Consider the following 26189-nt stretch of genomic DNA (forward strand, 5'->3'; position numbering starts at 1 on the left):
GGCGCCGCCGGCACCGTGCCAGCGGTCGACTCCTCCCCGAGTGTGCAACCGACCATCACAAAAGCCAATAGGCCCATGCGATGGCCGGTGGCAGAATCAGTGAACGTCCTTCCAGTATTCCTTCTTCAGCAGGTACAGCAGGAAGGTCAGCAGGGCCAGGAACAGGATCACCCACACGCCCAGCTGCTGGCGCTTGAGTGCGGCCGGTTCGCCGGCGTATTCGAGGAAGTTGGTGATGTCCCGCACGGCCTGGTCGTACTGCCCGGCGTCCACCGATCCCGGCGTTTCAATCTTCAGGCCGGTCACCGGCGGGTCCATACCGGGCGCTTCCGCCTTGCCGTGCACCGCATGCTGCAGCCCCTGCATCTCCCACAGCGGGTTGGGCATGGAGGCGTTGGCGAACAGCGCGTTGTTCCAGCCCAGCGGGCGGCTGCTGTCCAGATAGAACGACTTGAGATAGGTATAGACCCAGTCGCTGCCACGCACACGCGCGATCAGGCTGAGATCGGGCGGCATCTTGCCGAACCACTTCTCCGCGTTTTCCTTGGGCATCGCCACCGGGATCGGGTCGCCGATCGCCGAGCCGGTGAAGTTGAGGTTGTTCATCACCTCTTCTTCGGTCAGGCCCAGGTCCTGCGCCATCCGCGAGTAGCGCAGGTACTTCAGCGCGTGGCAGCCGGAGCAGTAGTTCATGTAGAGCTGCGCCCCCCGCTGCAGCGAGGCGCGGTCACCGAGGTCGTTGCCGGCCTGCAGCAGCTTGGTGCCGCCCTCGGCGGCGGAGGCCAGGAAACTGCCCAGCATCAGGGTGGCCGTCAGGGCCAGCCGGACCATCCAGCGCTCAGTCATGCGTGGTCACCCTCTCCGGTACCGGCTTGGTCTTGTCCAACCTTGTCCATAGCGGCATGGTGATGAAGAACGCGAAGTACAGGAAGGTCAGCACCCGCCCGATGTAGGTTTCATGCACGTCGGTGCCCGGGCCGGAGCCGATCACGCCCAGCCACACGAAGCACACCGCCAGCACGCCCAGCATCACCTTCGAGATCCAGCCGCGGTAGCGCACCGACTTCACCCTGGCCTTGTCCAGCCACGGCACCAGGAACAGGATCGCAATGGCCGAGAACATCACCAGCACGCCACCGAGCTTGTTCGGTACCACGCGCAACATCGCGTAGTAAGGCGTGTAGTACCAGACCGGCTTGATGTGTTCGGGGGTCACCAGGCGGTTGGCCTCGGTGAAGTTGTCGTGTTCCAGGAACAGGCCGCCGAAGCCCGGTGCGAAGAAGATGATGAAGGCGGCGATGATAAGCAGGAAGCCGGCGCCGACACCATCCTTGAGCGTGTAGTACGGATGGAACGGAATACCGTCGGCCGGAGCATTCGGCGACCAGCGGTTGCCCTTCGGCCCCTTCTTGATCTCCACGCCATCGGGGTTGTTCGACCCCACTTCGTGCAGCGCGCCCAGATGCAGCACCACCAGCAACAGCAGCACCAGCGGCAGTGCGATGACGTGCAGCGCGAAGAAGCGGTTGAGCGTGGCGTCACTGGGCAGGTAGTCGCCCATGATCCATTCGGTCAGGCCGTTGCCGATCACCGGTATCGCGCCGAACAGCGAGATGATCACTTTGGCGCCCCAGAACGACATCTGGCCCCACGGCAGCACATAGCCCATGAAGGCCTCGGCCATCAGCACCAGGTAGATCAGCATGCCCAGGATCCACACCAGCTCGCGCGGCTTCTGGTAGCTGCCGTACAGCAGGCCACGGAACATGTGCAGGTAGACCACGATGAAGAACAGCGAGGCGCCGGTGGAGTGCATGTAGCGGATCAGCCAGCCCCACTCCACATCACGCATGATGTATTCGATGGAGCCGAACGCCTCCGCGGCGCTGGTCTTGTAGTGCATCGTCAGGAAGATGCCGGTGACGATCTGGTTGACCAGCACCAGCAGTGCCAGCGAACCGAAGTAGTACCAGATGTTGAAGTTCTTCGGCGCGTAATACTCGGTAACGTGCTTGCGGTAGACCGGCATCAGGCCCGGCGCGCGGGCATTGACCCAGTCGGCGACGCCGCTGGCGGTACGGGCGAGGATATTGGCCATCAGGCTGCCCCCTGCGGATCGACACCGATGATGATGGTGTTGTCGTCCTGGTAATGGTGCGCGGGCACCTTCAGGTTGATCGGTGCCGGCACATCCTTGAAGACGCGGCCGGACATGTCGAAGCGCGACTTGTGGCAGGGGCAGAAGTAGCCCCCCTTCCACTGCGGGTCGTAGGGCTCAGGCCGGATCTCGGCGACCATTTCCGGCGAGCAGCCCAGGTGCGTGCACAGGCCGACCAGCACGGAGATGTCCGGCTTGATCGAGCGCAGCTCGGGGTTCTGCTTCAGCACGTAGTCCGGCTGCTGGTCCTTCTCGCCGGACTCGGGGTCCTTGAGGCGGCCATCCAGCCCGTGCAGTGCATCCAGGATCGCCTTGGACCGCTTGACGATCCAGATCGGCTGGCCACGCCACTCCACGATCAGGCGTTGGCCTTCCTGCAGGGCGCTGATGTCGGCCACGACCGGTGCACCGGCAAGCTTGGCACGGGCACTGGGGTTCCAGGATTTGATGAAAGGAACGGCGGTGAATCCGACGCCGACGGCGCCAACCACAGCAGTGGTGGCAGAAAGAAAACGCCGACGTCCGGTGTTGACTGGATCGTGTACCCCATCGTTGGCCATCCGGCACTCCGATATTGATTAGGTAGCTTTAAGGCTGCCAGCGGATCCGGTGGGGGCCAGAGCCGCATTGAATCATGGGCGAGTGTAGCGGAACCGTCGCGCGCCACACAACGCATTGCAACAACATTGATTACGGGGTTGCCGGCCAGCGGCCGGCACTACTGGTGTGTCAATGCGGTGCGGTAACGCTCGGCCAGCTGCCCAACCCGGCGCACGTAGTACTGGGTCTCGCTGTAGGGCGGCACGCCACCGTGGCGGTCGACCGCGCCTTCGCCGGCGTTGTAGCCGGCCGCGGCCAGGGTCAGGTCGCCATTGAAGCGCTTCAGCAACCACGCAAGATACTGCACGCCACCACGGATGTTCTGCCCCGCATCATAGGAATCGCTGACCCCGAAGCGGGCCGCGGTCGGCGGCATCAGCTGCATCAGGCCCTGCGCGCCGGCGCGGCTGAGCGCGGTCGGGTTGTAGGCCGACTCGGCGTGGATGATGGCGCGCACCACGGCTTCTTCGACGCCGAACTCGCGTGCGGCCGCGGTGATCTCGGTCTGGAACGCGGTGGTGTTCAAGCGCACCGAACCGAAGTCCACGCGTGGGTTGACGCCACAGGCATAACAGCGCTCCATGAAACTGTAGCGGATGGTACGCACCGGGCCGAGGTTGGCGACTTGGGTCGGCCGCGCACTGGTGTAGTGGCGCACCCCATCCTTCATGAAGGAATAGACCTGGCCGCTGACCATCCGCCCGGCCCGCGAGGCCGTCGGTACCGCGGCAGGCGCGGGTGCAGCAGGCGTCGGCGCGACTGCAGCGGGCGCAGCGGCGCTGGCCGCCACGGCGACCGGATTGCGTTCGATGCTGGCCACCGAGGTCGGCGCAGGCTTCGGTGCGGCCACCACGGGGCGCGGTGCCGGGCGGGTATCACGGCTGTAGCTGATGCTGCTGCAACGCGCGCCGGCCACTCGCTTGCTAACGTAGCTGGTGACCCCGTCGGCGCCCTGGCACTTGTACAGGGTGCCAGCGCTGGCCGGCGCAGCGGTCAGCGCAGCGATGATGATCGCCGTTGTCCCCAGTATCCCCTTCATGCCGCGAGTGTCCCAGCTTCGCCGGGGCTTGCCAAGCGACGCGGCTCAGCCTGTGACCGGCGGCACAGCCAGCACCTGGCCCAATCCGGCCAAACGCTGTGCCAGCTCATCGCGCAGGCCCGGCGGTGTGGTCCACAACGCCACCGGCACCCGGTCCAGGCTGAGGATCTGCGCCAGCATCATGCCGCCGCTCTCGGCGCCCATGCGCAACAGGCAATGGTCGGCGCCATCAGCCTCCAGCACACCACACCACGGCGGGATGCGCCCTTCCAGCTCGGTGCGGCTGCCGGCCAGGCGGACGATGGCCTGCAGCGCGAAGGGCGCCTGGCTGACCGCCTGCCGCACCATCACGTCCGGGGGCGCGGGCGTGCGTCGATGCATGCCCGGCCCGGCGCATTCGCGCACCGCGCCCATCCGGTCCACGCGCAGGGTGCGCCAGTCCTGGCGGCCCAGATCCCAGGCCAGCAGGTACCAGCGCCGCCCATAGTTGACCAGGTGCTGCGCCTCGACCTCGCGCTGGGTCACCGCCTCCTGCGCACTGCGGTACTCGAAGGCCAGCCGTGACGCCTGCCGGCAATGCTGGGCCAGCCGTCCCAGCAGGCGTGCGTCAGTGGAGGGAAGGTCGGACAGGGTGGCCGTCGCCGCATGCACCTCGCCGGCCTGCTGGCGGCGACGGGTCGGCACCAGCGGGTCGAGCTTGGACAACAGGCCCCGGGCGGTGTCGTCGATGCCAGCGACGGTCGCGGACGCGGCCCGCAGGGCGATCGCCAGGGTCGTCGCCTCGTCCTCGTCCAGCAGCATCGGCAGTACCGGTGCCCCGGCCCCGAGCTGATAGCCGCCACCGACCCCCGACGAGGACCGGACCGGATAGCCCAGTTCGCGCAGGCGTTCGATATCACGGCGGATGCTGCGCCGGTCCACGCCCATGCGCTCGGCCAGCTCAGCCCCGGACCACTGGCGGCGGGCCTGCAGCAGGGCGATCAGGCGCAGCAGTCGATGGGCGGTATGGCGCATGAAGAATCGAGGACAGAAGTCGTCCGCAATAGTGCCCCAGGATGGCTTCCAGTTCACCCACCCACCGCAAGGAGCAATGCCATGAACTCACGCCAGATCACCCTGTACCACGCCGCCCGATCCCGCTCGAGCGGCGCCGTGGCCCTGCTCGAAGCGCTGGGTGCCGACTACCGCATGCAGGTGCTGGACCTGAAGGCCGGTGCCAACCTGGCCCCGGCCTATCTGGCCATCAACCCGATGGGCAAGGTGCCGGCCATCGTCCACAACGGCGCACTGGTGACCGAGCAGGTCGCCATTTATCTGTACCTGGCCGACCTGTATCCGGAGGCCGGGCTGGCGCCGCCGATCGGCGACGCCCTGCGCGGCCCCTACCTGCGCTGGATGGCCTTCTACGGTGCCTGTTTCGAGCCGGCGATGATCGACAAGGCGATGCACCGCGAGCCGCCGCCGCGCATGATGTCGCCGTACAACGACGCCGAGACCGTGCTGCAGGTGGTCGAGGCCCAGCTGGCACAGGGTCGCTACCTGCTCGGCGAGACGATGAGTGCCGCCGACGTGCTGTGGGGCAATGCGCTGGCCTGGACCACGGCCTTCGGTCTGGTGCAGCCTGCACCGGCCACGGCTGATTACATCGCACGGATGAGCGCGATGACCGCCTTCGACCGTTCGCGGCAGATCGATGCGGAGCTGGCGGCGGCATAAGCAGCGCCGGCTGGAGCAGCGCCGGCTGGCTTTCCTTGTAGAGCCGAGCCCACGCTCGGCTGGCTTCAGTAGATCCAGGCCATGCCAGGCTGCCCCTGGGAAGCGGGAAGAGCAGCCGAGCGTGGGCTCGGCTCTACAAGGGCGCGGCGGCTGGCGCGGGATGCGGGTAGAATTGCCCGCTTTCCCGCCACCCGAATGGATTAAGCGCCATGACCGGGACGCCAGACGTCTTTCCGCCCGCCACCCCGGGCGGTACCCCGCTCGTTGCCCTGCCCGCTGGTCCGCGCAAGCCTGACCAGGTCAAGGGCAAGCTGTACATCAAGACCCACGGTTGCCAGATGAACGAGTACGACTCGGCCAAGATGGCCGACGTGCTTGCCGCCAGCGATGGCCTGGAACTGACCGACAGCCCGGACGACGCCGACGTCATCCTGGTCAACACCTGCTCCATCCGCGAGAAGGCGCAGGAGAAGGTGTTCAGCCAACTCGGCGTGTGGAAGGGCCTGAAGAACAAGGGCCGCGAGGTCATCATCGGCGTGGGCGGCTGCGTTGCCTCGCAGGAAGGCGAAGCGATCATCAAGCGCGCCCCGTTCGTGGACCTTGTGTTCGGCCCGCAGACCCTGCATCGCCTGCCGGAACTGATCCGCGCGCGGCGCGAGCAGAAGCGCCCGCAGGTGGACATCAGCTTCCCCGAGATCGAGAAGTTCGACCGCCTGCCCGAGCCACGCGCCGAAGGTGCCTCGGCGTTCGTGTCGATCATGGAAGGCTGTTCCAAGTACTGCTCGTTCTGCGTGGTGCCCTACACCCGCGGCACCGAAGTCAGCCGCCCGTTCGAGGACGTGGTGGTGGAAGTGGCGCAGCTCGCCGCGCAGGGCGTGCGCGAGATCAACCTGCTCGGCCAGAACGTCAACGCCTATCGCGGCCCGTATGGAGACGGTGAGTTTGCCGACCTCGGCCTGCTGATCCGCACCATCGCCGAGATCGATGGGGTCGGCCGCATCCGCTTCACCACCTCGCACCCGCTCGAGTTCAGCGATTCGCTGATCGATGCGTTCCGCGACGTTCCGCAGCTGGCCAACTTCCTGCACCTGCCGGTGCAGGCCGGCAGCGACCGCGTGCTGTCGGCGATGAAGCGCGGCTACACCGCGCTGGAATTCAAGTCGAAGATCCGCAAGCTGCGCGCGGTGCGCCCGGACATTTCAATCAGCTCGGACTTCATCGTCGGCTTCCCCGGCGAGACCGATGCCGACTTCGAGAAGACCATGAAGCTGATCGAGGACATCGGCTTCGACCACAGTTTCTCCTTCATCTATTCGCGTCGACCAGGTACGCCGGCGGCCGATCTGGAGGACACGATCAGCGATGCCGAGAAGCATGCGCGTCTGTCGCGCCTGCAGGAGCGCATCAATGCGCACGCCGCCAGCATCTCGGAGAAGATGGTCGGTACCGTGCAGACCGTGCTGGTGGAAGGGCCGTCGCGCAAGAACCCGAACGAGCTGACCGGCAAGACCGAGAACATGCGGTCGGTGAATTTCCCGGCGCCTGCGCGCCTGATCGGGCAGTTCGTGGATGTGGTGATCACCGAAGCGCTGACCAATTCGCTGCGCGGGCGCGTGGTGGCGGAATAAGGCGTGCCGACCAACGGTCGGCACCCACCGGGGTAGATGCCGACCGTTGGTCGGCATTCACTAATCCAGACGCTTGCGGAAACGCAGGATCGCCAGGGTCATCATCACCACGATGAAGGCCAGCAGCGCCAGTGCGTCGTGCCACAGCTCCCACAGCGAGGCGCCGCGCAGCATGATGCCGCGCACCAGGCGCAGGAAGTGGGTCAGCGGCAGCACTTCGGCCAGCCACTGCACCGGCCGCGGCATGCCGGCGAACGGGAACATGAAGCCCGACAGCAGGATCGACGGCAGGAACAGGAACAGGGTCATCTGCATCGCCTGGAACTGCGAACGCGCGCGCGTGGAGATCAGCAGGCCCAGCGCCAGGTTGGCCAGCACCAGCAGCACCGCGGCCAGGTAGATGTCGAGCAGGCTGCCGCGAATCGGCACCTGGAACAGCCAGGTGCCCAGCACCAGCACCAGCGTGGTCTGCAGCAGACCGATCGCTGCATAGGGCAGCACCTTGCCGACCATCAGTTCGCTGCGCGATACCGGCGTGGCGATCAGCAGTTCCATGTTGCCGCGCTCGCGTTCGCGCACCACCGCCACCGCCGTGAACATCACCAGGGTCATGGTCAGGATCACCCCGATCAGGCCGGGCACGATGTTCACCGCCGAGCGCCGTTGCGGGTTGTAGAAACTGGTCACGCTGACCTGGCCACCGGCAATGCTGCCTTCGCGCAGCGGCCGCGTATTGCTGGTCGGGCGCGTATCCAGTGGCACCTGCGCCAGCTGGATCGCCGCACTCTGCACCACGGTGTCGCTGCCATCGACCAGCACCTGTACCGCTTCGCGTCCATCGAAGCGGCGACGCTCGAAGTCGACCGGCACCACGATGCCGACGCTGATCTCGCCGCGGCGCAGCGCCTGCATCAGCTGGTCCGGCGTGTAGGCCTCGCTGCGTGGCGTGATCACGCCGGTGGCGACCATGTCCTGCACCAGCGCGCGTGAGGCGGTGCTGTTGGCCTGGTCGGCGATACCCGCATCGAGGTGGCGCAGGTTGAGGTTGATCGCATACCCGAACAGCAGCAGCTGCATCACCGGAATGCCGACGATCATCGCCAGCGTGATGCGGTCGCGGCGCAGCTGCCGCAGCTCCTTGAGCATGATCGCCCACAGCCTGCGCAGGTTCATGCCGCTGGCTCCCTGCCACGGCCACGGGTGGCGGCCACGAACACGTCCTCCAGGTTCGGCGCCACGATTTCGATATGCGCTTGCGGGTCGGCGCTGGCCAGCGCGCGCCGCAGCACTGCGACATCCGCTGCGCCCTCATTGCACAGCACGCGCAGATGGGTGCCGATCTGCGCCACGCTCAGCACGCCGGGCAGCTCGGCCAGCACGCGGCTGGCCTGGCGTGGCTGCGATGACGTGACCTGCAGCGTGCGTCCTTGCAGCCGTGAACAGAGCTCGGCCGGCGTGCCGTCGGCCACCAGTGCGCCGCGATCAAGGATCGCCAGGCGATGGCAGCGCTCGGCTTCGTCCATGTAATGGGTCGACACCAGCACCGTGGTTCCCGCGTCGGCCAGTTCGAACAGGGCCTCCCAGAAGTCGCGGCGCGATTCCGGGTCGACCGCGCTGGTCGGCTCATCCAGGAACAGCAGTTCGGGCGAATGCACCACGGCGCCGGCCAGGGCCAGGCGCTGCTTCTGTCCACCGCTGAGCGTGCCGGCCAGCTGCGGCTGCCGGTCCTGCAACCGGTACTGCTGCAGCAGCGCATCGACCCGTTGCCGGGCCTGGTTGCGCGGCAGGTCCTGGATGGCGGCGAGGAATTCCAGGTTCTCGCGTACCGACAGGTCTTCGTACAGCGAGAAGCGCTGGGTCATGTAGCCGATGCGCCGGCGCAGTGCTTCGGCCTGCTCGGGAACCGCCAGGCCCAGCACCTCGATCTGCCCCGCACTGGGTTCCAGCAGGCCGCACAGCATGCGGATGGTGGTCGACTTGCCTGACCCGTTCGGGCCCAGGAAGCCGTACACCTGCCCGCGCGGGACGGTCAGGTCGACCTTGTCCACGGCCAGCAGTTCACCGAAGCGGCGAGTCAGGCCCTGCGCATGCACCGCGATGTCCGCACCGGTGTTCAGAAGCGCACCTGCACCGGCAGTCCGGCCGGAAGCTTCTGCATGTCGCTGGCTGCATCCACTTCGATCTCGGCGAGGTAGCTCAGGCGCTCGACGTCATCGCCGGTCAGTGCGTAGTACGGGGTGAAAGAAGGCTCGCTGCGGATCGCGCGCACATGGCCCTTCAGTACGGTGGTGCCCCCTCCCTCCAGCTGTATCTGCGCTGGCTGACCGACCTTGACCTGCAGGCGCAGCGGCTGCGGCAGGTAGACGCGCGCATAGGGGCGCTCGCCGACCAGCATCACCGCCAGCGGCGCCCCGATCGGTGCCTGGTCACCCTGCCGGTAGGGCAAGGCATCGATCACGCCATCGCGCGGTGCGCGCAGCTGCAGCTTCTGCAGGTTGACGCCCTGCACCACTTGCTGCGCCTGTGCGGCGTCGGCGGCCGCCTGGCCCTGGGCGATGTCCTGCGCGCGACTGCCGTGCACCCGTTCCAGCCAGGCCTGCTCGGCGGCACGCACGCTGGCCGCGGCATGGCCGGCGGCCGCCCGTGCACGGTCCAGCTCGGCGGCGGCGATCAGGCGCTGGCGTGCCAATGGCTGCACCCGACGATAGTAGGCAGTGGCTTCAGCAGACTGCGCGCGCAACGCGGCCAGTTGTGCCTGGGCCTGTGCGATCTGTTCCTGCCGCGGGCCGAGCTTCAGCTCTTCCAGCTGGGCCTGCGCGCGCGCCGTGTCGGCCTGCGCCGCCGCGAACTGCGCGTCGCCGCGGGCGGGATCGAGCTGCATCAGCACGGCCCCGGCCTTGACCCGCTGGCCCTCGCGCACCTCCACCGTGGCGATCACCTCGGCCGCCGGCGCCGGCACCGTGATCCGGTCCCACTCCAGCGTGCCCAGCGCCGTTGGCGTTGACTGCCCACAGCCCGCCAGCAGGCCGATGCCCGCCAGCCCGAGTCCACGCATCCCGTTGCCGATGCCCATGCCATCCCCTCCTGCGACGGCGACACGGTGCCACCTGCCCCGTGCACCCTCAATGATTCCGATCAGCCCTGACGGTTTTTTCGCCAAGCGCGGACAAGCCTTTTGCTGCAAGGTTCCTCGCCACCTATCCACAGCTTGATTCAGCATCATTCCACAGCCGGTGTGGAGAACCGGACGGGGGCGGCCGTACTGGCTGCCTGGCAGCGGAAGATGCGCTGCCGTCACGGGAGCGGCCGACCGTGACGGTTTTTTCACCACCACCTCATACGCCTTGTGGCACAAGCACTGCGAAGGCCTATCCACAGGTTTTCGCGCCCCCCGTCCACACCGGGTGTGGAAAACCGCGTATCGGCCCGCCGCTGGCCGCATGCCCGGTACGCGCGTAACCTTGTCACCCCGAGTCCATCGCGGTGGACGGCGACCCCGCCCCACCCCAAGCAATGAAAAGCATCGATCATCGAGACTTCACCCTGTCACCGGAAGACAACGAGCGACTGGCCAACCTGTGCGGCCCCTTCGACGGGCACCTGCGCCAGATCGAGCTGAAGCTCGGCGTGGAGATCGCCAATCGTGGCTTCGTGTTCCGCATCAGCGGGCCCAACGAAGCCATCGTCGAGGCGCAGAAGCTGGTTGAAGCGCTGTACGCCGAAGCCGGCGAAACCACCTTCGACAACCACGCCATCCACCTGCGCCTGGCGCAGGCCAACGTCGAGCAGATCGCCGAACGCTCCTACGAAGCGCAGGACGTGGCAATCAAGGTCAAGCGTGGCACGGTACGTGGCCGCGGCGCCAACCAGGGCCGCTACCTGCACCAGATCGCCACGCATGACATCAACTTCGGCATCGGCCCGGCCGGAACCGGCAAGACCTTCCTGGCCGTGGCCAGCGCGGTCGAAGCACTGAACGAGTCACGGGTGCAGCGCCTGATCCTGGTGCGCCCGGCGGTGGAAGCCGGCGAGAAGCTGGGCTTCCTGCCCGGCGACCTGAGCCAGAAGGTCGACCCGTACCTGCGACCGCTGTACGACGCCCTGTACGAGATGATGGGCGTGGAGAAGGTGGTCAAGCTGCTGGAGAAGAACGTCATCGAGATCGCGCCGCTGGCCTACATGCGCGGCCGCACGCTCAACGATGCGTTCGTGATCCTGGACGAGGCGCAGAACACCACCATCGAACAGATGAAGATGTTCCTGACCCGCCTGGGCTACGGCTCCACGGCGGTGGTCACCGGTGACCTGACCCAGACCGACCTGCCCAAGCACGTGAAGTCCGGCCTGCGCGACGCGATCGATGTGCTGCGCGAGGTCGAGGGCGTCAGCTTCACCTTCTTCGAATCCCGCGACGTGGTCCGGCATCCGCTGGTGGCGCGCATCGTCAGCGCCTACGACCGCCGCGACCTGCATCAGATCCAGCCTGGAGCAACGCCATGACCCGTGGTCCCGTGCGACTGGACGTCGCCGTCAGTTATGCCCTGCCGCGTACCGGGCTGCCGGCCGCAGTGAGCTTCCGCAAGTGGGTGGCCGCTGCGTTGAAGGGCCGCATCCGTGAGGCCGACCTGGCCATCCGCGTGGTCGATGCCAAGGAGGGGCAGTCGCTGAACCGCCATTACCGTGGCAAGGACTACGCCACCAACGTGCTCAGCTTCCCGGCCGACGTGCCCGAAGGCCTGCCCAAGGGCGTCAAGTTTCCATTGCTCGGCGACCTGGTGATCTGCGCACCGGTGGTGGCCCGCGAAGCCGACGAACAGGGCAAGGCGCTCAACGCCCATTACGCGCACCTGACCGTGCACGGCGTGCTGCACCTGCTTGGCTGGGACCACGAGGACGACAAGGAAGCCGACGCAATGGAACAGCTGGAGCGCGAGATCCTGGCCGAGCTCGGCATCGCCGATCCCTACGCCGGCGAGCGCTGACGGCCACGCATACCGGGTTCATCACAGAGGACACCCCCATCGCGCTGTTGCCCGCACTCATTGCCGCTCTTCTGCAGGTAACCACTGCCCCGGGCATCGACCCCGACCGGGAACGACCGTCGCCGTTCCCGGCCAGCGACAGCGCCGCCGACATTGCCGCCAAAGTCGCCGAGATGCAGGCCTTCTTTGACGTCAGCCAGCAGACGGCCCGCCAGGCGGTCGCCGAGGCGCAGCAGCACGCGTTGATGGAACGCTTGAGAGCGCGCCACGCGGCACGCCTGGCCGGTATGTGGGTGGACAATGCGACGGGGTGGAACGTCGTCGTGCGATTGACTGGCCCAGCCTCTGAGGCGGATGAGACCCATCCAGGGGCGGACGGCCCGCAACGCGTGCGCTACATCATCGGCGCTTCAATGACCGAAGCGGAGATGCAGCGCCGTCTTCAGGCGCAGCAGGGCTGGTTCATCCCGCAGCTGCCCGGCCTGACCGGCTATGGCCTGGACGTCATGACCGGTGAACTGGAGCTGGAACTCCGGGATACCGCTGGCGCGCGCGCAACGGCGGCGACCGTGCGCGACCACCTGCAGGCGCTGCTGGGCTACCCGGTCAGGCTGCGCTGGTACCCAGCGGCATCGCACCTGCAATCTCCCTGACTGCGTAGAGACGCTCGCGATAGCCGACCGGGACCGGTACGATCACCGGCCTGCCTTCCGTTGCGGATCCAGTGCCCGTGCTGCGTATTGTCCTGCCCCTGCTGCTCGTCGCGTCCGCCCCGGCCGCTGCCTTGGACCTGCCGGCGCTGATCGAATGCCGCCAGGGCGTAGCCGATCACGCTGCACTGGCACCGCTGCTGGCTGATCCGCTGAAGGCCGTCGCCCACGGCCTGCAGCCGCTGCCCCAGGGCAACCAGTTCATGAGCGAGTACCGACTGGCCCAGCCGATCAGCGTGTTCGGCGACCGCACCGAACGGGTCGCCGTGGCCGGCTCCAGCATCATGGCGATCCTCGACCAGGCTGACCCGCGGCCGTTGGCCAAACGCCTGGCGCTGGAGACCGGCTACGACCAGGACGGCAAGTTCATGGCCGGCCGCGAGCTGGTCAGCCGCGACGTGACCGACCCGAAGAGCGGCGAGGCCCAGATCGAGTCGATCATCCTCAGCGTCTCCACCGTGGCCTCCCATCCGGGCAAGACCCTGGCCGGCTGTACCTACAGTCTGGACCTGCCTGAAGAAGAAGCCCCTGCCCGGCCTGAACTGGCCCCGCCGCCGATCACCGGACCGGGCAGCGACGGTCACTGACAGGCCGCCACATCCTGCTAGACTTGGGCCAACGCCCGGCCTGCCGGGTGCCTTTTTTCCAGAGATGTCAGAAGACGACAGTAGTAGCTCCCCTGCGGAGCACAGTGAAAAGAAGCGCGGTTGGCTTGAACGCCTGACCTCGGCCTTCTCCGGCGAACCCCACACCCGCGACGAGCTGGTCGCTGTCCTGCACACCGCGCAGGAAGAGGGTCTGATCGCCGCCGATACCCTGAAGATGATGGAAGGCGCCATTTCGGTGGCCGAGCTGACCGTGGGCGACGTGATGATCTCGCGCTCGCAGATGGTCTCGCTGCCGGTCGAAGCGCCCTTCCTGGAACTGATGAAGCAGGTGGTCGAATCGGGCCATTCGCGCTTCCCGGTGCACGGCGAGAACAAGGACGACATCCTTGGCATCCTGCTGGCCAAGGACCTGCTGCGCGGCGTGGTCGCCGACAACGGCCCGGCCAACGTGCGCGAGCTGCTGCGCCCGGCGGTGCTGATCCCGGAGGCGAAGAAGCTGAACGTGCTTCTGAAGGAGTTCCGCCTGTCGCGCAACCACATGGCCATCGTGGTCGACGAGTACGGCGGTGTTGCCGGTCTGGTCACCATCGAGGACGTGCTGGAGCAGATCGTCGGCGAGATCGACGACGAGCACGACGAGGCCGAGGATCCGTCCGCGCAGATCGCCATCCAGTCCGACGGCCAGTACGTGGTCGACGCGCTGACCCCGATCGGCGACTTCAACGAGCGCTTCGGCGCGACGTTCTCCGACGAGGACTACGACACCATCGGTGGCCTGGTCACCGAGGCCGTGGGCCACCTTCCGGAAGTCGGCGATGAGCTGGCACTGGACCGCTTCATGTTCCGCGTGGCCCGCGCCGATGCGCGCCGGGTTCAGGCCTTCCACGTGACCGTGCTGCCGCCGGACGCGCAGGACGACGCTTGAAGCGCCGCGGCCTGATCCTCATGGTGTGGCTGGCACTGTGGGTGCTGGCCATGGCCCTGCCGCTGGCGGCCTTCGCGCAGCCGGCGGCAGCCGTGCCCGCACCGGCCACCGCCAACGCGGAGGCCCCGGCCCCGCGCATCGGCGTGGTGACCATGCAGCCGGGCACGGTTTTCTTCGAACGCTTCGGCCATGACGCCATCGTCGTGGTCGATCCGGCCAGTGGCGAAGCGACCTCATACAACTTCGGCTACTTCGATCCGTCCGAGGACGACTTCATCAGCCGCTTCGTGCGCGGCGACATGATGTATTACCTGGTGGCGCTGCCGCTGCAGCAGGACCTGTCGTACTACGACGAGACCGGCCGCGGTGCCAGCGTGCAGTGGCTGGACCTGCGCCCCGAACAGGCGCGTTCCCTGGCCGCTGACCTGGCCGAGCGGGCCAAGCCGGAAAACGCGCGCTACCACTACGACTACTACACCGCCAACTGCGCCACGATGGTACGCGACACAGTGGACAAGGCACTGGGCGGTGGCCTGCAGTCGCAGTTGTCGGGGCGTTCGCGCGGCAACACCTACCGCAGCGAGTCGGTGCGCCTGGCCTCGCCCGCCCCGTGGATGTGGCTGGGCTTCGATGTCGGCCTGGGGCCGTTCGCCGACCAGCCGCTGTCGCGCTGGCAGGAAGCGTTCGTGCCGATGCGCCTGGCCGATGCGCTGCGCCAAGCACGCAACAGTGATGGCCGGCCGCTGGTGCAGTCCGAACAGGAACTGCTGCCACACCGCATCGATCCGGAGCCGAAGGAATTCGCGCGTCGCTGGTGGCCGTGGCTGCTGCTTGGTCTGGTCGTGGCCGGCGGCGTGCTGGCGCTGCGCAACCGGCCGCGCCTGCTGGCTGGGCTGGCCCTGCCGTTCTGGCTGTTGTGCGCCGTCGCCGGCAGCCTGCTGGTGTTCCTGTGGGGCTTCAGCACCCACTACGCCGCCTGGGCCAACCGCAACCTGCTGCTGCTTTCGCCGCTGGCCGTGCTGCTGCTGCCCGGAGCAATCAGCCTGCTGCGCCGGCGCGTGCCGGGGCGCATGTTCAGGGTCGTGCTGTGGCTGCTGGCGGTACAGGCCATGGCCGCGCTGGTACTGCACTGGCTGAGCCTGCAGGCCCAGTACAACGTGCAATGGATCGTACTGCTGTTGCCCGTGCACGCGGCACTGGCCTGGGTGTTGGGGCGCCGTCCTCACTTGTCCGAAACACGGCGCTGACGCACGATGGCGGGCATGTCATTGCCCGCCTCCGCTTCCGCCCCTGCTTCAGCCAACCCCGCCTGCGTCATCAACTGCGTCCACTATGATGACGAGGGCTTACGCCACGACATCAGCCTGGACGCCATCAGCGATGTCATCGCCAGTGGCAATGGCTTCGTGTGGGTCGGCCTGTACGATCCCAACGACGATGTGCTGCTGAAACTGCAGGAGGAATTCTGCCTGCACGACCTGGCCATCGAGGATGCGCGCAACGCGCACCAGCGGCCCAAGGTCGAGACCTACGGCAATTCAATGTTCGTGGTGGTGACCACCGCGCAGATGGTCGACGAGCGCATCCAGTATGGCGAAACCCATGCCTTCCTCGGCCCGCGCTTCCTGGTGACGGTGCGCCACGGCGCCTCGCTGTCCTACGCGCCGGTACGTGCTCGGGTCGAGCGTGAGCCGCAGCTGCTGAAGATGGGCCCGTCGTACTGCCTGTACGCGGTGACCGACTTCGTGGTCGACAATTACCTGCCGATCGTGCACCGCTTCCGCGACACCCTGGACCTGCTGGAAAAGGACATCTTCGCCGAGAACTACAAGCGCAGCACCGTGGTGCGCCTGTACGAGCTCAAGCGCGAACTGAACAAGATGCGGATGGCGGTGGCGCCGCTGCAGGATGTGCTGGCCCAGCTGCGCCGTTACCAGGGCGAGCTGGTTCCGGACGAAGTGAAGCTGTACATCCGTGACGTGCACGACCACGCGGTACGCATCAGCGATGTGATCGACACCCTGCGCGAGATGCTGGGCACCGCGCTCAGCGTGAACCTGTCGCTGGTGACGCTGGCGCAGGGCGAGACGGTCAAGCGCCTCGGTGCGTGGGCCGCGCTGCTGGCGGCACCGACGCTGATCACCAGCTGGTACGGGATGAACTTCAGCCACATGCCGGAGCTGAGCCAACCGTGGGCCTACCCACTGATGATCGTTGGTGTGGGCGGCGTCTGCGTGGGCCTGTACCGGTTGTTCAAGCGTTCGGGCTGGCTGTAGAGCGTATCGACCCGCGGTCGATACCCACAAAACCGGGGACATATCGACCAACGGTCGATACCCACCAGACTGGTAGGCCACGACCGTTGGTCGTGGCGCATTGCATGATCCATCAAGCCACGTAAACGGTCTTGATGTTCATGAACTCATGGATGCCGTGGTCGGCCAGTTCCCGGCCAAAGCCAGACTGCTTGCTGCCGCCGAACGGCAGCCGCGCATCGCTTTTGACGATGGCATTGACGAAGGCCGCACCGCATTCCATGCGTTGCGCGAAGGCTTCGCCGCGCACCGGATCGCGCGTCCACACACTGCCGCCCAGGCCGAAGCGCGTGTCGTTGGCCACGCGCAGTGCCTCGCTCTCATCAGCGACCCGGATCACCGCAGCCACCGGACCGAACAGTTCCTCGTCGTAGGCCGGCATGCCCGGGCCGACCTGGTCGAGCACCGTGGCCGGATAGCCGGCATGGGTGCCGGCAATCGGCTCGCCGCCTATCAGCACCCGCGCACCCTTGGCCACGCTGGCCTGTACCTGCTTGTGCAGTTCATCGCGCAGATCGGCACGGGCCATCGGCGCCAGCGTGGTGCCCCGCTCATCGGGGTCGCCGTACTGGCGCTCGGCCGCAGCTTCAACGAAGCGGCGGGTGAATTCATCGGCTACCGCCTCGACCACGATGAACCGCTTGGCCGCGATGCAGGTCTGCCCGCTGTTGTCGAAGCGCGACTTCACCGCTGCCGCAACCGTCTTGTCGAGGTCGGCATCGTCGAGCACCACGAAGGCATCGCTGCCACCCAGCTCCATCACCGACTTCTTCAATTGGCTGCCGGCGTTGGAGGCGATCGAGCGCCCTGCCCGCTCGCTGCCGGTCAGCGTCACCGCCTTCACCCGTGCGTCGCGCAGCACGTCGGCGGCCTGGTCGTTGTCGATGTGCAGCACGTCGAACACGCCGTCCGGCAGGCCGCCATCACGGCACACCGCCAGGATCAGGTCGGCACACTGCGGCACGTTGCTGGCGTGCTTGAGCAGGGCCACGTTGCCGGCCATGAACGCCGGTGCGAGGAAGCGGAACACCTGCCAGATCGGGAAATTCCACGGCATCACCGCGAATACACAGCCGATCGGCTCGTAGCGCACGTAGCTGCGCTGGGCTTCGGTGTCGATCAACTGCGGCTTGAGGTAGTCGGCCGCGTGGTCGGCGTAGTACTCGCAGGCGGCAGCGCACTTGTCGACCTCGGCCAGCGCTTCGGCCTTGAGCTTGCCCATCTCGTGGGTCATCGCCTGCTGCAGGTCGTCGCGGCGCGTGCGCAGCTGCGCCGCGATCTGGCGCAGGATCACGCCGCGTTCCTGCAGCGAACGCTCGGCCCAGCCGGGGAACGCATCGGCGGCGGCCTGCAGGCGCTGCTCGATGTCGGCAGCGCCCATCAGTTCATGGCGGTAGGTCACCTGGCCGGTGGCCGGGTCGACGATCTCGACGGTCATGGGGAATCTCCATCTGGAAGACCCCCATTGTGCGCCGCCGGCCGTGAGCCGGGTGTTGCCGGCACAGTGGGCGGATCGTGTACTCAGCCGTTGTCCTGCCGCGCCAGCTGCAGGTCGCGCTGGCGCCGCTTCTCGGCGCGGGCATTGATGTACCAGCCGATCACCGCGGCGATCGATACCGCCGACACCAGCAGCGTGGCCAGTGCATTGATCTTCGGGCTGATGCCCATGCGCACCGACGCGAACACCTTCATCGGCAGCGTGGTCGAGCCCGGCGTGGCGACGAAGCTGGCCACCACCACGTCATCCAGCGACAGGGTGAACGCCAGCAGCCAGCCCGCCACCAGCGCCGGCGCGATGATCGGCAGGGTGATGCGGGTGAACACGGTCAGCCGGCTGGCCCCGAGGTCCATCGCGGCTTCTTCCAGCGACAGGTCCATTTCCTGCAGGCGCGAAGACACCACCACGGTGACGAAGCACAGGGTGAAGGTGACGTGGGCGATCCAGATGGTGGCCAGGCCGCGCGCCGGGAAGCCGGGAATCGCGCCCATCGAGGCCAGCAGCGCCATCAGCGAGAAGCCCAGGATCACATCCGGCATCACCAGCGGCGCGGTGACCAGCGCACCGAACAGCGGCTTGCCACGGAAGCGCTTGAAGCGGGTCATCACCATCGCCGCCAGCGTGCCCAGCACGGTGGCGGTACAGGCGGTCCAGAACGCCACCACCAGGCTGGTCCACATCGCCTCCATCAGCGCGCGGTCGGCGAACAGGTCACTGTAGGCGCGGGTGGAAAACCCGGCCCAGACCATCGCCAGCCGCGAGCTGTTGAACGAATAGAACATCAACAGCAGGATCGGCAGGTACAGGAAGGCGAAGCCGAGCAGCAGCACGCCCAGCCCCAGGCCCTTGGCGGTACGCGGGCTCATGCCTGCTTCCCTTCCAGCAGGCGCTGCTGGGAACGGTTGAACAGCAGGATCGGCACCAGCAGCAACAGGATCATCGCCACCGCCATCGCCGACGCGCCCGGCCAGTTGCGGTTGTTGAAGAACTCGTTCCACAGCTGGCGGCCGACCATAAGCGTCTCCGAGCCCCCCAGCATTTCCGGAATCACGAATTCACCCACTGCCGGGATCATCACCAGCATGCAGCCGGCGATGATGCCGGCCTTCGACAGCGGCAGGGTGATGCGGAGGAAGGCCTGCCATGGCTTGGCACCCAGGTCGTAGGCCGCTTCCAGCAGGCGGTGGTCATGCTTGACCAGGTTGGCGTACAGCGGCAGCACCATGAACGGCAGGTAGCAGTAGACGATGCCGATGTAGGCCGCGGTCGGCGTATCGATCAACTGCAGTTTCGGCAGGCCCATCGACGTCATCAGCGCCTGCAGGCCGGTGAACTGCAGGAACTGGTCAAGCAGGCCATTGCGGTCCAGGATCGCCTTCCACGCGTACACGCGGATCAGGAACGAGGTCCACGACGGCAGCACCACCAGCATCATCGCCACGTTGCGTGCGGCCGGCGACAGGCGGGCGATGGCATAGGCCATCGGGTAGCCGATCAGCAGGGTCAGGAAGGTGGAGATGGCCGCGATCCTGATCGAGCTCAGGAAGGCCTGCGCATAGATCGAATCGCGGAACAGCGCCAGGTAATTCTCCAGGTTCAGCTTCAGCGAGAACCCGCCGTCCACGTACTGCAACAGCCAGGTATACGGCGGCGAGCCGACCCGGCTGAGCGAGAAACTGATCATCAGCACGATCAGGAACGGCACTGCGAAGAACAGCAGCAGCCACAGGTACGGAATGCCGATCACCGTGGCACGCAGCCCCGGCAGCCAGCGCTTCAGGCCGGCGACGCTCATGAGGTGAGCACCACGCCGTCGTTGTCGCGCCAGTGCACCCACACCTCGTCGCCCCAGGTGAAGCCATCACTGGCCCAGCGCTGCGAGTTGGCGAAGTTGGCCAGCACCTTGGCGCCGCTGGGCAGGCGCACGTGATAGACCGAGTGGCTGCCGAAGTAGGCGATGTCCTCGATCACGCCCTGCGCCTTGTTGGTGTGCCCTTCTGGCTCGTCCTTGCCGATCATCACCTTCTCCGGGCGCAGCGCGAACGCGACCGGCTGCCCTTCATAGCAGGTGATGCCATGGGCAATGTAGATCGGCGCCGGGAACAGCGGCGAGCGCACGGTCACGTACTCGGGCAGGTCCTCGTCGATCACCCCGTCAAACAGGTTGACCGAACCGATGAACTCGGCGACGAAGCGGTTGGCCGGCTGCTCGTAGACCTCGTCCGGCTTGCCGACCTGCTGGATCCAGCCGGCATCCATCACCGCGATGCGGGTGGCCATGGTCATCGCTTCTTCCTGGTCGTGGGTGACCATCACGCAGGTCACGCCCGACGATTCGATGATGCTGACCAGTTCCAGCTGCATCTGCGAGCGCAGCTTCTTGTCCAGCGCGCCCATCGGTTCGTCCAGCAGCAGCAGCTTCGGCCCCTTGGCCAGCGACCGCGCCAGCGCCACGCGCTGCTGCTGGCCACCGGACAGCTGGTGCGGCTTGCGCTTGCCCAGGTGGCCCATCTGCACCAGGTCGAGCATCTCGCCGACGCGCTTGCTGATCGCGTCCTTGCCCAGGCCATCCTGCTTCAGGCCGAAGGCGATGTTCTGCTCCACCGTCATGTGCGGGAACAGGGCATAGGACTGGAACATCATGTTGACCGGCCGCTGGTACGGCGGCAGCGCGTCCAGGCGCTGGCCATCGACGGTGATGCTGCCCTTGGTGGGCGTCTCGAAGCCGCCCAGGCAGCGCAGCAGGGTCGATTTACCACTGCCGGAGCCACCGAGCAGGGCAAAGATCTCGCCCTTGCGCACGTCCAGGTTGACGTCGTCGACGGCGACGAATCCGTCGAATTCCTTGCGCAGATCACGAATGGAGAGATAGCCGGGCGCACCGGTCGTGTCGACGACGGCGGCTACCGGCTGGGCTTCAACGGGCATGGGGGCTCCGGGAGCGGGCGGTGGACAGCGGCGGCCATTCTAACGGCCGGGGGCCGAAGGGGATATGACGGCAGTGGGTGGAAGCGGCCGCTGGCTCGCCCAGGCCCCCCCGAGGTGTGTCGGTTTTCCCCCGCCATGGTGGCCTGTGCGCCGGAAGGCCCGGGCTCTCCTCGACGCCCGGACGGCCGTCCCGGCCAGACACCACGGGCGGCGGCCCGATCTGCAACATTTTTCAGAGCGGGATCCATTGAATGCCCGGGACATTCCCCGCGCAATGCCCCGGATCTAGGCCTTGCATGGACCGACCCTGGTGATTTCCCTGGACAGCCCCTCCCCTTTCCCGCCCCGCCTGCCAGGCTGCCTGCCTGCACGGCTGCCGCTGGTCATCATCGGCGCCGGCCAGGCCGGGTTGTCGCTCAGCGCGCTCCTGCAGGAGGCCGGCGTCGAGCATCGCGTGCTGGAGGCCGAAACCGTGGGTGCCAGCTGGCGGCGACGCTGGGATTCGTTCCAGACCAACACCGCCAACGCGACCATGGCCCTGCATGGCCATGCCTATGCCGGGGATGACCCGGAAGGGTTCATGGGGGCCCCGGAAGTGATCCGGAGGCTCCGCGACTATGCCGACGAGCGCTCGTTGCCGATCAGCGAAGGGTGCGTGGTCCATCGGGTCGGGCCCGAGTCCGGTGGCTATGCCATCGACAGCAGCCGGGGATTGATCCATGCCCAGGCGGTGGTGGTTGCCACCGGTGAATACCGCCGGGCGCGGTTGCCCCGGGCCCCGTTCGCGCCCGCACCAGGCCTCACCGTGCTGCACTCCAGCGACTACCGCGGTCCCGGCCAGCTACCCGAGGGCGCGGTGCTGGTCATCGGCGGCGGCCAGTCCGGCGCGCAGATCGCCCAGGACCTGCGCGACGGTGGTCGCAGCGTGTACTGGTCATTGGCCGATCGTCATTCGCACACCCGTCGGCTGCGCGGCAAGGACTCGATGACCTGGTGGGACATGGCCGGGCGCATCCATCAACACGTAAGCCAATCGGCGGCCGTACTGGCAGGCGAGCCGGACGCGCTGCGCAAGGCCCGCACCGCGGAGTTCCCCCTGATTTCCGGCAAGGGAGGCGCCGGCCTGGGCAGTTCGATCAGCCTGCTGGCGATGCACCGTGCAGGCATCAGGTTGCTGGGCCGGTTGCAGGAATTCAATGGAAACACCGCCCGCTTCGCCGATGTCCGCCCGCAGCTTCGCACCGCGATCGAAGCGACGCGGGCCGAGTACGCCTATCTCGATTCGCTGGCCAGCGCGTACTACGCCACGCGGCCCGAGCCGCGCACCGACGATGCCCGCTACATTCCCGAAGAGGTCTACCTGCACTGGGAGCCGGAACCGTCCCCGTGCGAGCTGGATCTGCCGTCCGCAGACATCCGCTCGGTGGTGCTGGCCACCGGTTTCGTCGCCGAGTGGCCCTGGCTCGATGTACAGGGCGCGCTGGATGCCCACGGCTATCCGCTGGGCGAGTTTGGCGTTTCCCCGCAACCGGGCTTGTTCTTCATCGGCATGCACAACCTGCAGCGGATGAGTTCGTCGTTCCTGTGCAACGGCGGCCGCGATGCACGCGACCTGCTGCCGGCCATCCTGAGGCACCTTGGCGAGGGCGGCGGTACCGATTCCGGCACGGTGAAGCAAGGCGGCCGCCGGGCAACGCCCGGCGGCGCCAGACCCGCTTAACGGCCGGTCTTCACCTCGGTCCACAGCCGGGTGTAGAGCTTGTCAGTCTCCGGCGTGTTGATCGAGTAGGTGAACATCTTCTCGGCCACGTCAGCCGGCGGATAGATCGTCGGGTCGGTGCGGATCGCCTCGTCCACCAGCGGTGTCGCGGCCGGGATCGGGTTGGCGTAGTGGATGAAGTTGGTGTTGGCCGCGGCGACCTTCGGTTCCAGCAGATAGTTGATGAACCTGTAAGCCGCTTCCGGGTGCTTGGCGTCCTTCGGGATCGCCAGCATGTCAAACCACTGCGGCGCACCTTCCTTCGGGATCGAATAAGCCACGTGCACGCCATTGCTGGCTTCCTCGGCGCGGTCGCGGGCCTGGATGATGTCACCCGACCAGCCGACCACCAGGCAGGTGCCGCCATTGGCCAGCGAACCGACGTACTGCGAGGAGTGGAAATTCTGCACGTACGGGCGGATCGACTTCAGCAGGTCGGCCGCCTTCTGCAGTTCGGCCGGGTCGCCGCTGTGCGGATCCAGGCCCAGGTAATGCAGCGCGATCGGGATCATGTCGGCCGGCGTGTCCAGGATGGTCACGCCGCAGTCCTTCATCTTGCTGATGTTCTCCGGCTTGAACACCAGGTCCCAGCTGTTGGCGATATCGGTGCTGCCGCCGAAGCGCTGCTTCAGCATGTCCACGTTGTAGCCGATGCCGGTGGTGCCGATCATGTACGGCACGCCGTACTGGTTGCCCGGATCCTGGGTGGCGATGCGCTTCATCACCGCCGGATCGAGGTTGGCCAGGTTCGGGATCTTGCTCTTGTCCAGCGGCAGGAACACGCCGGCCTGGATCTGGCGGCCGAAGAAGTTCAGGGTCGGCACCACCACGTCGTAGCCGCTGTTGCCGGCCAGCAGCTTGGTCTCGACCATCTCATCGCTGTCGAACACATCGTAGGTCACCTTGATGCCGCTCTCCTTCTCGAAGGTCGGAATGGTGTCCTCGGCGATGTAATCGCTGTAGTTGTAGACGTTCAGGACCTGGCTGTCCTGCGCGCCGCCGTTGCCACCGCCACAGGCGGCAAGCATGGCGGAGGCCAGGCCGAGCGTGAGGATACGCAGCTTCATCGGGTGCTCCAGAATGCGGGAAGGGGGGCCGGCGGGGCCGGCGACGGGTGCCAGCCTACCCCCCGGCGGCGGATTTTTCTATTCCAGATGCTCAGACGTTCAGCAGCAGGAACTCGCGCTCCCACGAGCTGATGACGCGGAAAAAGGTCTCGTATTCCTTGCGCTTGACCGAGATGTAGGCGCGGCAGAAACGCTCGCCCAGCAGGGCCTGGAGCTCGCTGCACTGCTCCAGCCCGTCCAGTGCCTCGCCCAGCGAGCGCGGCAGGTTGTAGCCCAGTTCCTTCGCGCTGCCGGTCACCGGCGCGTCCGGCGCCAGCCGCTCGCGGATGCCGAGCAGGCCGCAGGCCAGGGTCGCGGCCATCGCCAGGTAGGGGTTGGCGTCGGAGCCGGCGAAACGGCTCTCCACGCGCATGTTTTCCGGCGTATCCAGCGGCACGCGCAGGCCGCAGGTGCGGTTGTCGAAGCCCCAGTGCACGTTGCTCGGCGAGACTTCGCCGAACACCAGGCGCCGATAGGAATTCACGTTCGGCGCGAAGAACGCCATCGCCTGCGGCGCGTACTTCTGCAGGCCGCCCAGGTAGTGGCCGAACACCGGGCTGAACTCGCCCTCAGCATCGGTCTCGCCAGCGAACACATTGCTGCCATCGCTCACCCGCACCAGGCTCTGGTGGATGTGCATGGCACTACCGGGCTCGTTCTCCATGGGCTTGGCCAGGAACGTGGCGTACACCCCGTGGCGCATCGCCGCCTCGCGCATGGTGCGCTTGAACAGGAACACCTGGTCGGCCAGGTCCATCGCATCGGCATGGGTGAAGTTCACCTCCAGCTGTGCTGCGCCGGATTCGTGGATCAGCGTGTCCACGTCCAGCTTCATCGCATCGGCGTAGTCGTACATCAGGTCGAGGATCGGGTCGAACTCGTTGACCGCGTCGATCGAGTACGACTGCCGCGCGGTCTCCGGGCGCCCCGAGCGACCGGCCGGTGGCAGCAGCGGGAAGTCCGGGTCGGTGTTCTTCTGCACCAGGAAGAACTCCAGCTCCGGCGCCACCACCGGGCGCAGGCCCAGTTCCGCATAAGCCGCCAGTACGCGGCGCAGCACGTTGCGCGGCGCAAGCTCGTGCGGTTCGCCGCTCTTGGTGTAGCAATCGTGGATGACCTGCGCGGTGGCATCGGCTGCCCACGGCACCATGCGCACCGTATCCGGATCGGGCCGCAGCATCATGTCCGAGTCCGACGGCGAGGTCAGGTCGTAGTAATCGTCAGGGAACTCGCCGGTGACGGTGGTGGCGAAGATGCCTTCCGGCAGGCGCGTGCCGTAGTCGTGCGAGAACTTGTCGGCAGGAATGATCTTGCCGCGGGCGTTGCCGGTGATGTCCGGCACCAGGCATTCCACCTCGGTGATGCGCCGCTCCTTCAGCCAGCGCAGCAGGCTGCTTTCCTGCGGTGCGGGGGGCGTGGCCGTCTTGCGCGGGCGCGTTCGGGAACTCATCGGGAATCCAGTCGGTTCTGTTGGTGCTGCCGGCAAGCTTGGCCGAACGCACGGAAAATAGCGTGATAGAACGGCGTCTGCGTGACACGCCACTCCGGATGCCACTGTACGCCGAGCACAAATCCATGGTGCAGGCTGCGCGCTGCCTCGACCAGTCCGTCATCGGCCATGGCCTCGACCTGCAGGCCCTGCGCGAGGCGGGCGATGCCCTGTCCGTGCACCGAATTGACCTGCGCGCGGCCACTGCCGTGCCACTGCGCCAGCCAGCCATCGGTGGCCAGGGTCACCGCATGGGCCGGCCCATACTGCACTTCCACCAGCGCCTGCGGGTCTTCGCGATGGTCGGCCAGGCCGGCCACCGCATGCACCTGCGGATGCAGGCTGCCACCCAGCGCGACGTTCAATTCCTGGAAACCGCGACAGATCGCCAGCACCGGCAGGTCCAGCGCCAGCGCTTCGTGCAGCAACGCAAAGGCATTGGCATCCCGGGCCGGATCATGCGGATTGCCTGGCCAACTGCGGCCACCCTCGTAGTGCTGCGGTTCGATATTGCTGACCGCGCCCGTCAACAGCAGGCCATCGAGCCCAAGCAGCCAGTCGCTGGCCGGCAACGGTGGCTGCAGGCTCGGCAACACCACCGGGGTCACCTCGGCCGCCTCGGCCAGCGCGCGCACGTACTTCTCGCCGGCCACCGCGAAACGGTGGTGGCCGAGCACGGTGCTGTCGGTGGGCAGGCCCACCCAAGGCAGGCGGCGCATGGGGACACT

At 66.9% G+C, this 26189-nt stretch carries 25 protein-coding genes; 10 read left to right on the plus strand and 15 right to left on the minus strand.

What is annotated here, in order from left to right; genetic code table 11:
- Nucleotides 1–96: 96 nt before the first annotated feature.
- The 5 genes from AC10QF_RS00705 to AC10QF_RS00725 all read right to left on the minus strand — a co-directional run bounded on the left by AC10QF_RS00705 (nucleotide 97) and on the right by AC10QF_RS00725 (nucleotide 4811).
- The gene (locus tag AC10QF_RS00705) at nucleotides 97–846 is read right to left on the minus strand and encodes a cytochrome c1 (RefSeq protein ID WP_049414892.1); all 750 of its coding nucleotides are present in this window, start codon (nucleotides 844–846) and stop codon (nucleotides 97–99) included.
- Nucleotides 839–2098, minus strand: coding sequence for a cytochrome b (locus AC10QF_RS00710; RefSeq protein ID WP_049451337.1), 1260 nt, complete (start codon nucleotides 2096–2098; stop codon nucleotides 839–841). The genes AC10QF_RS00705 and AC10QF_RS00710 overlap by 8 nt, the downstream gene beginning before the upstream one ends.
- On the minus strand, nucleotides 2098–2718 hold the full coding sequence (gene petA, locus AC10QF_RS00715; RefSeq protein WP_004151998.1) for a ubiquinol-cytochrome c reductase iron-sulfur subunit: 621 nt from the start codon (nucleotides 2716–2718) through the stop codon (nucleotides 2098–2100). The genes AC10QF_RS00710 and petA overlap by 1 nt, the downstream gene beginning before the upstream one ends.
- 158 nt (nucleotides 2719–2876) lie before the next feature.
- On the minus strand, nucleotides 2877–3797 hold the full coding sequence (locus tag AC10QF_RS00720; protein WP_494541562.1) for a lytic transglycosylase domain-containing protein: 921 nt from the start codon (nucleotides 3795–3797) through the stop codon (nucleotides 2877–2879).
- A gap of 45 nt (nucleotides 3798–3842) precedes the next feature.
- Nucleotides 3843–4811, minus strand: coding sequence for a helix-turn-helix transcriptional regulator (locus AC10QF_RS00725; protein ID WP_494541563.1), 969 nt, complete (start codon nucleotides 4809–4811; stop codon nucleotides 3843–3845).
- Nucleotides 4812–4892: 81 nt separating this feature from the next.
- Here AC10QF_RS00725 and AC10QF_RS00730 point away from each other — a divergent pair, with 81 nt between their 5' ends.
- Both AC10QF_RS00730 and miaB read left to right on the plus strand, forming a co-directional pair.
- Nucleotides 4893–5513, plus strand: coding sequence for a glutathione S-transferase family protein (locus AC10QF_RS00730; RefSeq protein WP_069137949.1), 621 nt, complete (start codon nucleotides 4893–4895; stop codon nucleotides 5511–5513).
- 209 nt (nucleotides 5514–5722) lie between these two features.
- Nucleotides 5723–7141 carry a tRNA (N6-isopentenyl adenosine(37)-C2)-methylthiotransferase MiaB gene (miaB, locus tag AC10QF_RS00735; RefSeq protein ID WP_005415941.1) on the plus strand — a complete coding sequence of 473 codons (1419 nt, stop codon included), beginning with the start codon at nucleotides 5723–5725 and terminating at the stop codon, nucleotides 7139–7141.
- Between the two features lie 60 nt (nucleotides 7142–7201).
- Here miaB and AC10QF_RS00740 read toward each other — a convergent pair whose 3' ends face one another.
- From AC10QF_RS00740 to AC10QF_RS00750, 3 genes are read right to left on the minus strand one after another with little or no spacing between them, the layout of a single operon-like run.
- Nucleotides 7202–8314 carry an ABC transporter permease gene (locus tag AC10QF_RS00740; RefSeq protein WP_494541564.1) on the minus strand — a complete coding sequence of 371 codons (1113 nt, stop codon included), beginning with the start codon at nucleotides 8312–8314 and terminating at the stop codon, nucleotides 7202–7204.
- Nucleotides 8311–9234 carry an ABC transporter ATP-binding protein gene (locus AC10QF_RS00745; protein WP_005415939.1) on the minus strand — a complete coding sequence of 308 codons (924 nt, stop codon included), beginning with the start codon at nucleotides 9232–9234 and terminating at the stop codon, nucleotides 8311–8313. Before AC10QF_RS00745 ends, AC10QF_RS00740 begins: the two co-directional genes overlap by 4 nt.
- A gap of 20 nt (nucleotides 9235–9254) precedes the next feature.
- On the minus strand, nucleotides 9255–10214 hold the full coding sequence (locus tag AC10QF_RS00750; protein ID WP_494541565.1) for an HlyD family secretion protein: 960 nt from the start codon (nucleotides 10212–10214) through the stop codon (nucleotides 9255–9257).
- A gap of 440 nt (nucleotides 10215–10654) precedes the next feature.
- Between AC10QF_RS00750 and AC10QF_RS00755 the strand changes: the two genes are divergently transcribed.
- From AC10QF_RS00755 to AC10QF_RS00785, 7 genes are all read left to right on the plus strand, one after another.
- The gene (locus tag AC10QF_RS00755; RefSeq protein WP_005415936.1) at nucleotides 10655–11641 is read left to right on the plus strand and encodes a PhoH family protein; all 987 of its coding nucleotides are present in this window, start codon (nucleotides 10655–10657) and stop codon (nucleotides 11639–11641) included.
- Nucleotides 11638–12123, plus strand: a complete 486-nt coding sequence (gene ybeY, locus AC10QF_RS00760; protein WP_065177391.1) for an rRNA maturation RNase YbeY — start codon at nucleotides 11638–11640, stop codon at nucleotides 12121–12123. Before AC10QF_RS00755 ends, ybeY begins: the two co-directional genes overlap by 4 nt.
- 47 nt (nucleotides 12124–12170) lie before the next feature.
- Nucleotides 12171–12776, plus strand: a complete 606-nt coding sequence (locus tag AC10QF_RS00765) for a hypothetical protein (protein WP_494541566.1) — start codon at nucleotides 12171–12173, stop codon at nucleotides 12774–12776.
- 77 nt (nucleotides 12777–12853) lie between these two features.
- Nucleotides 12854–13420, plus strand: a complete 567-nt coding sequence (locus AC10QF_RS00770; protein ID WP_005415933.1) for a hypothetical protein — start codon at nucleotides 12854–12856, stop codon at nucleotides 13418–13420.
- Between the two features lie 64 nt (nucleotides 13421–13484).
- The gene (locus tag AC10QF_RS00775; protein ID WP_005408827.1) at nucleotides 13485–14366 is read left to right on the plus strand and encodes a CorC family transporter; all 882 of its coding nucleotides are present in this window, start codon (nucleotides 13485–13487) and stop codon (nucleotides 14364–14366) included.
- Nucleotides 14363–15613 carry a lipoprotein N-acyltransferase Lnb domain-containing protein gene (locus AC10QF_RS00780; protein ID WP_494541567.1) on the plus strand — a complete coding sequence of 417 codons (1251 nt, stop codon included), beginning with the start codon at nucleotides 14363–14365 and terminating at the stop codon, nucleotides 15611–15613. The genes AC10QF_RS00775 and AC10QF_RS00780 overlap by 4 nt, the downstream gene beginning before the upstream one ends.
- Nucleotides 15614–15619: 6 nt before the next feature.
- Complete coding sequence (locus tag AC10QF_RS00785; RefSeq protein ID WP_494541568.1) at nucleotides 15620–16642, plus strand: magnesium and cobalt transport protein CorA; 1023 nt, start codon at nucleotides 15620–15622, stop codon at nucleotides 16640–16642.
- Between the two features lie 112 nt (nucleotides 16643–16754).
- Here AC10QF_RS00785 and AC10QF_RS00790 read toward each other — a convergent pair whose 3' ends face one another.
- From AC10QF_RS00790 to AC10QF_RS00805, 4 genes are all read right to left on the minus strand, one after another.
- The gene (locus tag AC10QF_RS00790) at nucleotides 16755–18119 is read right to left on the minus strand and encodes an NAD-dependent succinate-semialdehyde dehydrogenase (RefSeq protein ID WP_111127081.1); all 1365 of its coding nucleotides are present in this window, start codon (nucleotides 18117–18119) and stop codon (nucleotides 16755–16757) included.
- An 83-nt stretch (nucleotides 18120–18202) separates the two neighbouring features.
- Nucleotides 18203–19045, minus strand: coding sequence for an ABC transporter permease subunit (locus AC10QF_RS00795; protein WP_021203562.1), 843 nt, complete (start codon nucleotides 19043–19045; stop codon nucleotides 18203–18205).
- On the minus strand, nucleotides 19042–19974 hold the full coding sequence (locus AC10QF_RS00800; protein ID WP_005415927.1) for an ABC transporter permease subunit: 933 nt from the start codon (nucleotides 19972–19974) through the stop codon (nucleotides 19042–19044). Before AC10QF_RS00800 ends, AC10QF_RS00795 begins: the two co-directional genes overlap by 4 nt.
- Complete coding sequence (locus AC10QF_RS00805; RefSeq protein WP_005415926.1) at nucleotides 19971–21107, minus strand: ABC transporter ATP-binding protein; 1137 nt, start codon at nucleotides 21105–21107, stop codon at nucleotides 19971–19973. The genes AC10QF_RS00800 and AC10QF_RS00805 overlap by 4 nt, the downstream gene beginning before the upstream one ends.
- Before the next feature lie 292 nt (nucleotides 21108–21399).
- Here AC10QF_RS00805 and AC10QF_RS00810 point away from each other — a divergent pair, with 292 nt between their 5' ends.
- Entirely contained in the window at nucleotides 21400–22827 is a 1428-nt protein-coding gene (locus AC10QF_RS00810; RefSeq protein WP_494541569.1) for a flavin-containing monooxygenase, read from the plus strand.
- Here AC10QF_RS00810 and AC10QF_RS00815 read toward each other — a convergent pair.
- The 3 genes from AC10QF_RS00815 to AC10QF_RS00825 form a co-directional block, all read right to left on the minus strand.
- Nucleotides 22824–23933 carry a polyamine ABC transporter substrate-binding protein gene (locus tag AC10QF_RS00815; protein ID WP_005415924.1) on the minus strand — a complete coding sequence of 370 codons (1110 nt, stop codon included), beginning with the start codon at nucleotides 23931–23933 and terminating at the stop codon, nucleotides 22824–22826. The two genes, AC10QF_RS00810 and AC10QF_RS00815, sit on opposite strands and share 4 nt — an antisense overlap.
- Nucleotides 23934–24024: 91 nt before the next feature.
- Nucleotides 24025–25422, minus strand: coding sequence for a glutamine synthetase family protein (locus AC10QF_RS00820; RefSeq protein ID WP_005415923.1), 1398 nt, complete (start codon nucleotides 25420–25422; stop codon nucleotides 24025–24027).
- Nucleotides 25419–26180 (minus strand): gamma-glutamyl-gamma-aminobutyrate hydrolase family protein, encoded by a 762-nt coding sequence (locus tag AC10QF_RS00825; RefSeq protein WP_494541570.1) that lies wholly within the window; start codon nucleotides 26178–26180, stop codon nucleotides 25419–25421. Before AC10QF_RS00825 ends, AC10QF_RS00820 begins: the two co-directional genes overlap by 4 nt.
- Nucleotides 26181–26189 lie beyond the last annotated feature (9 nt).

This window comes from Stenotrophomonas maltophilia complex sp. Om-AH-Sm3 (assembly GCF_059337855.1).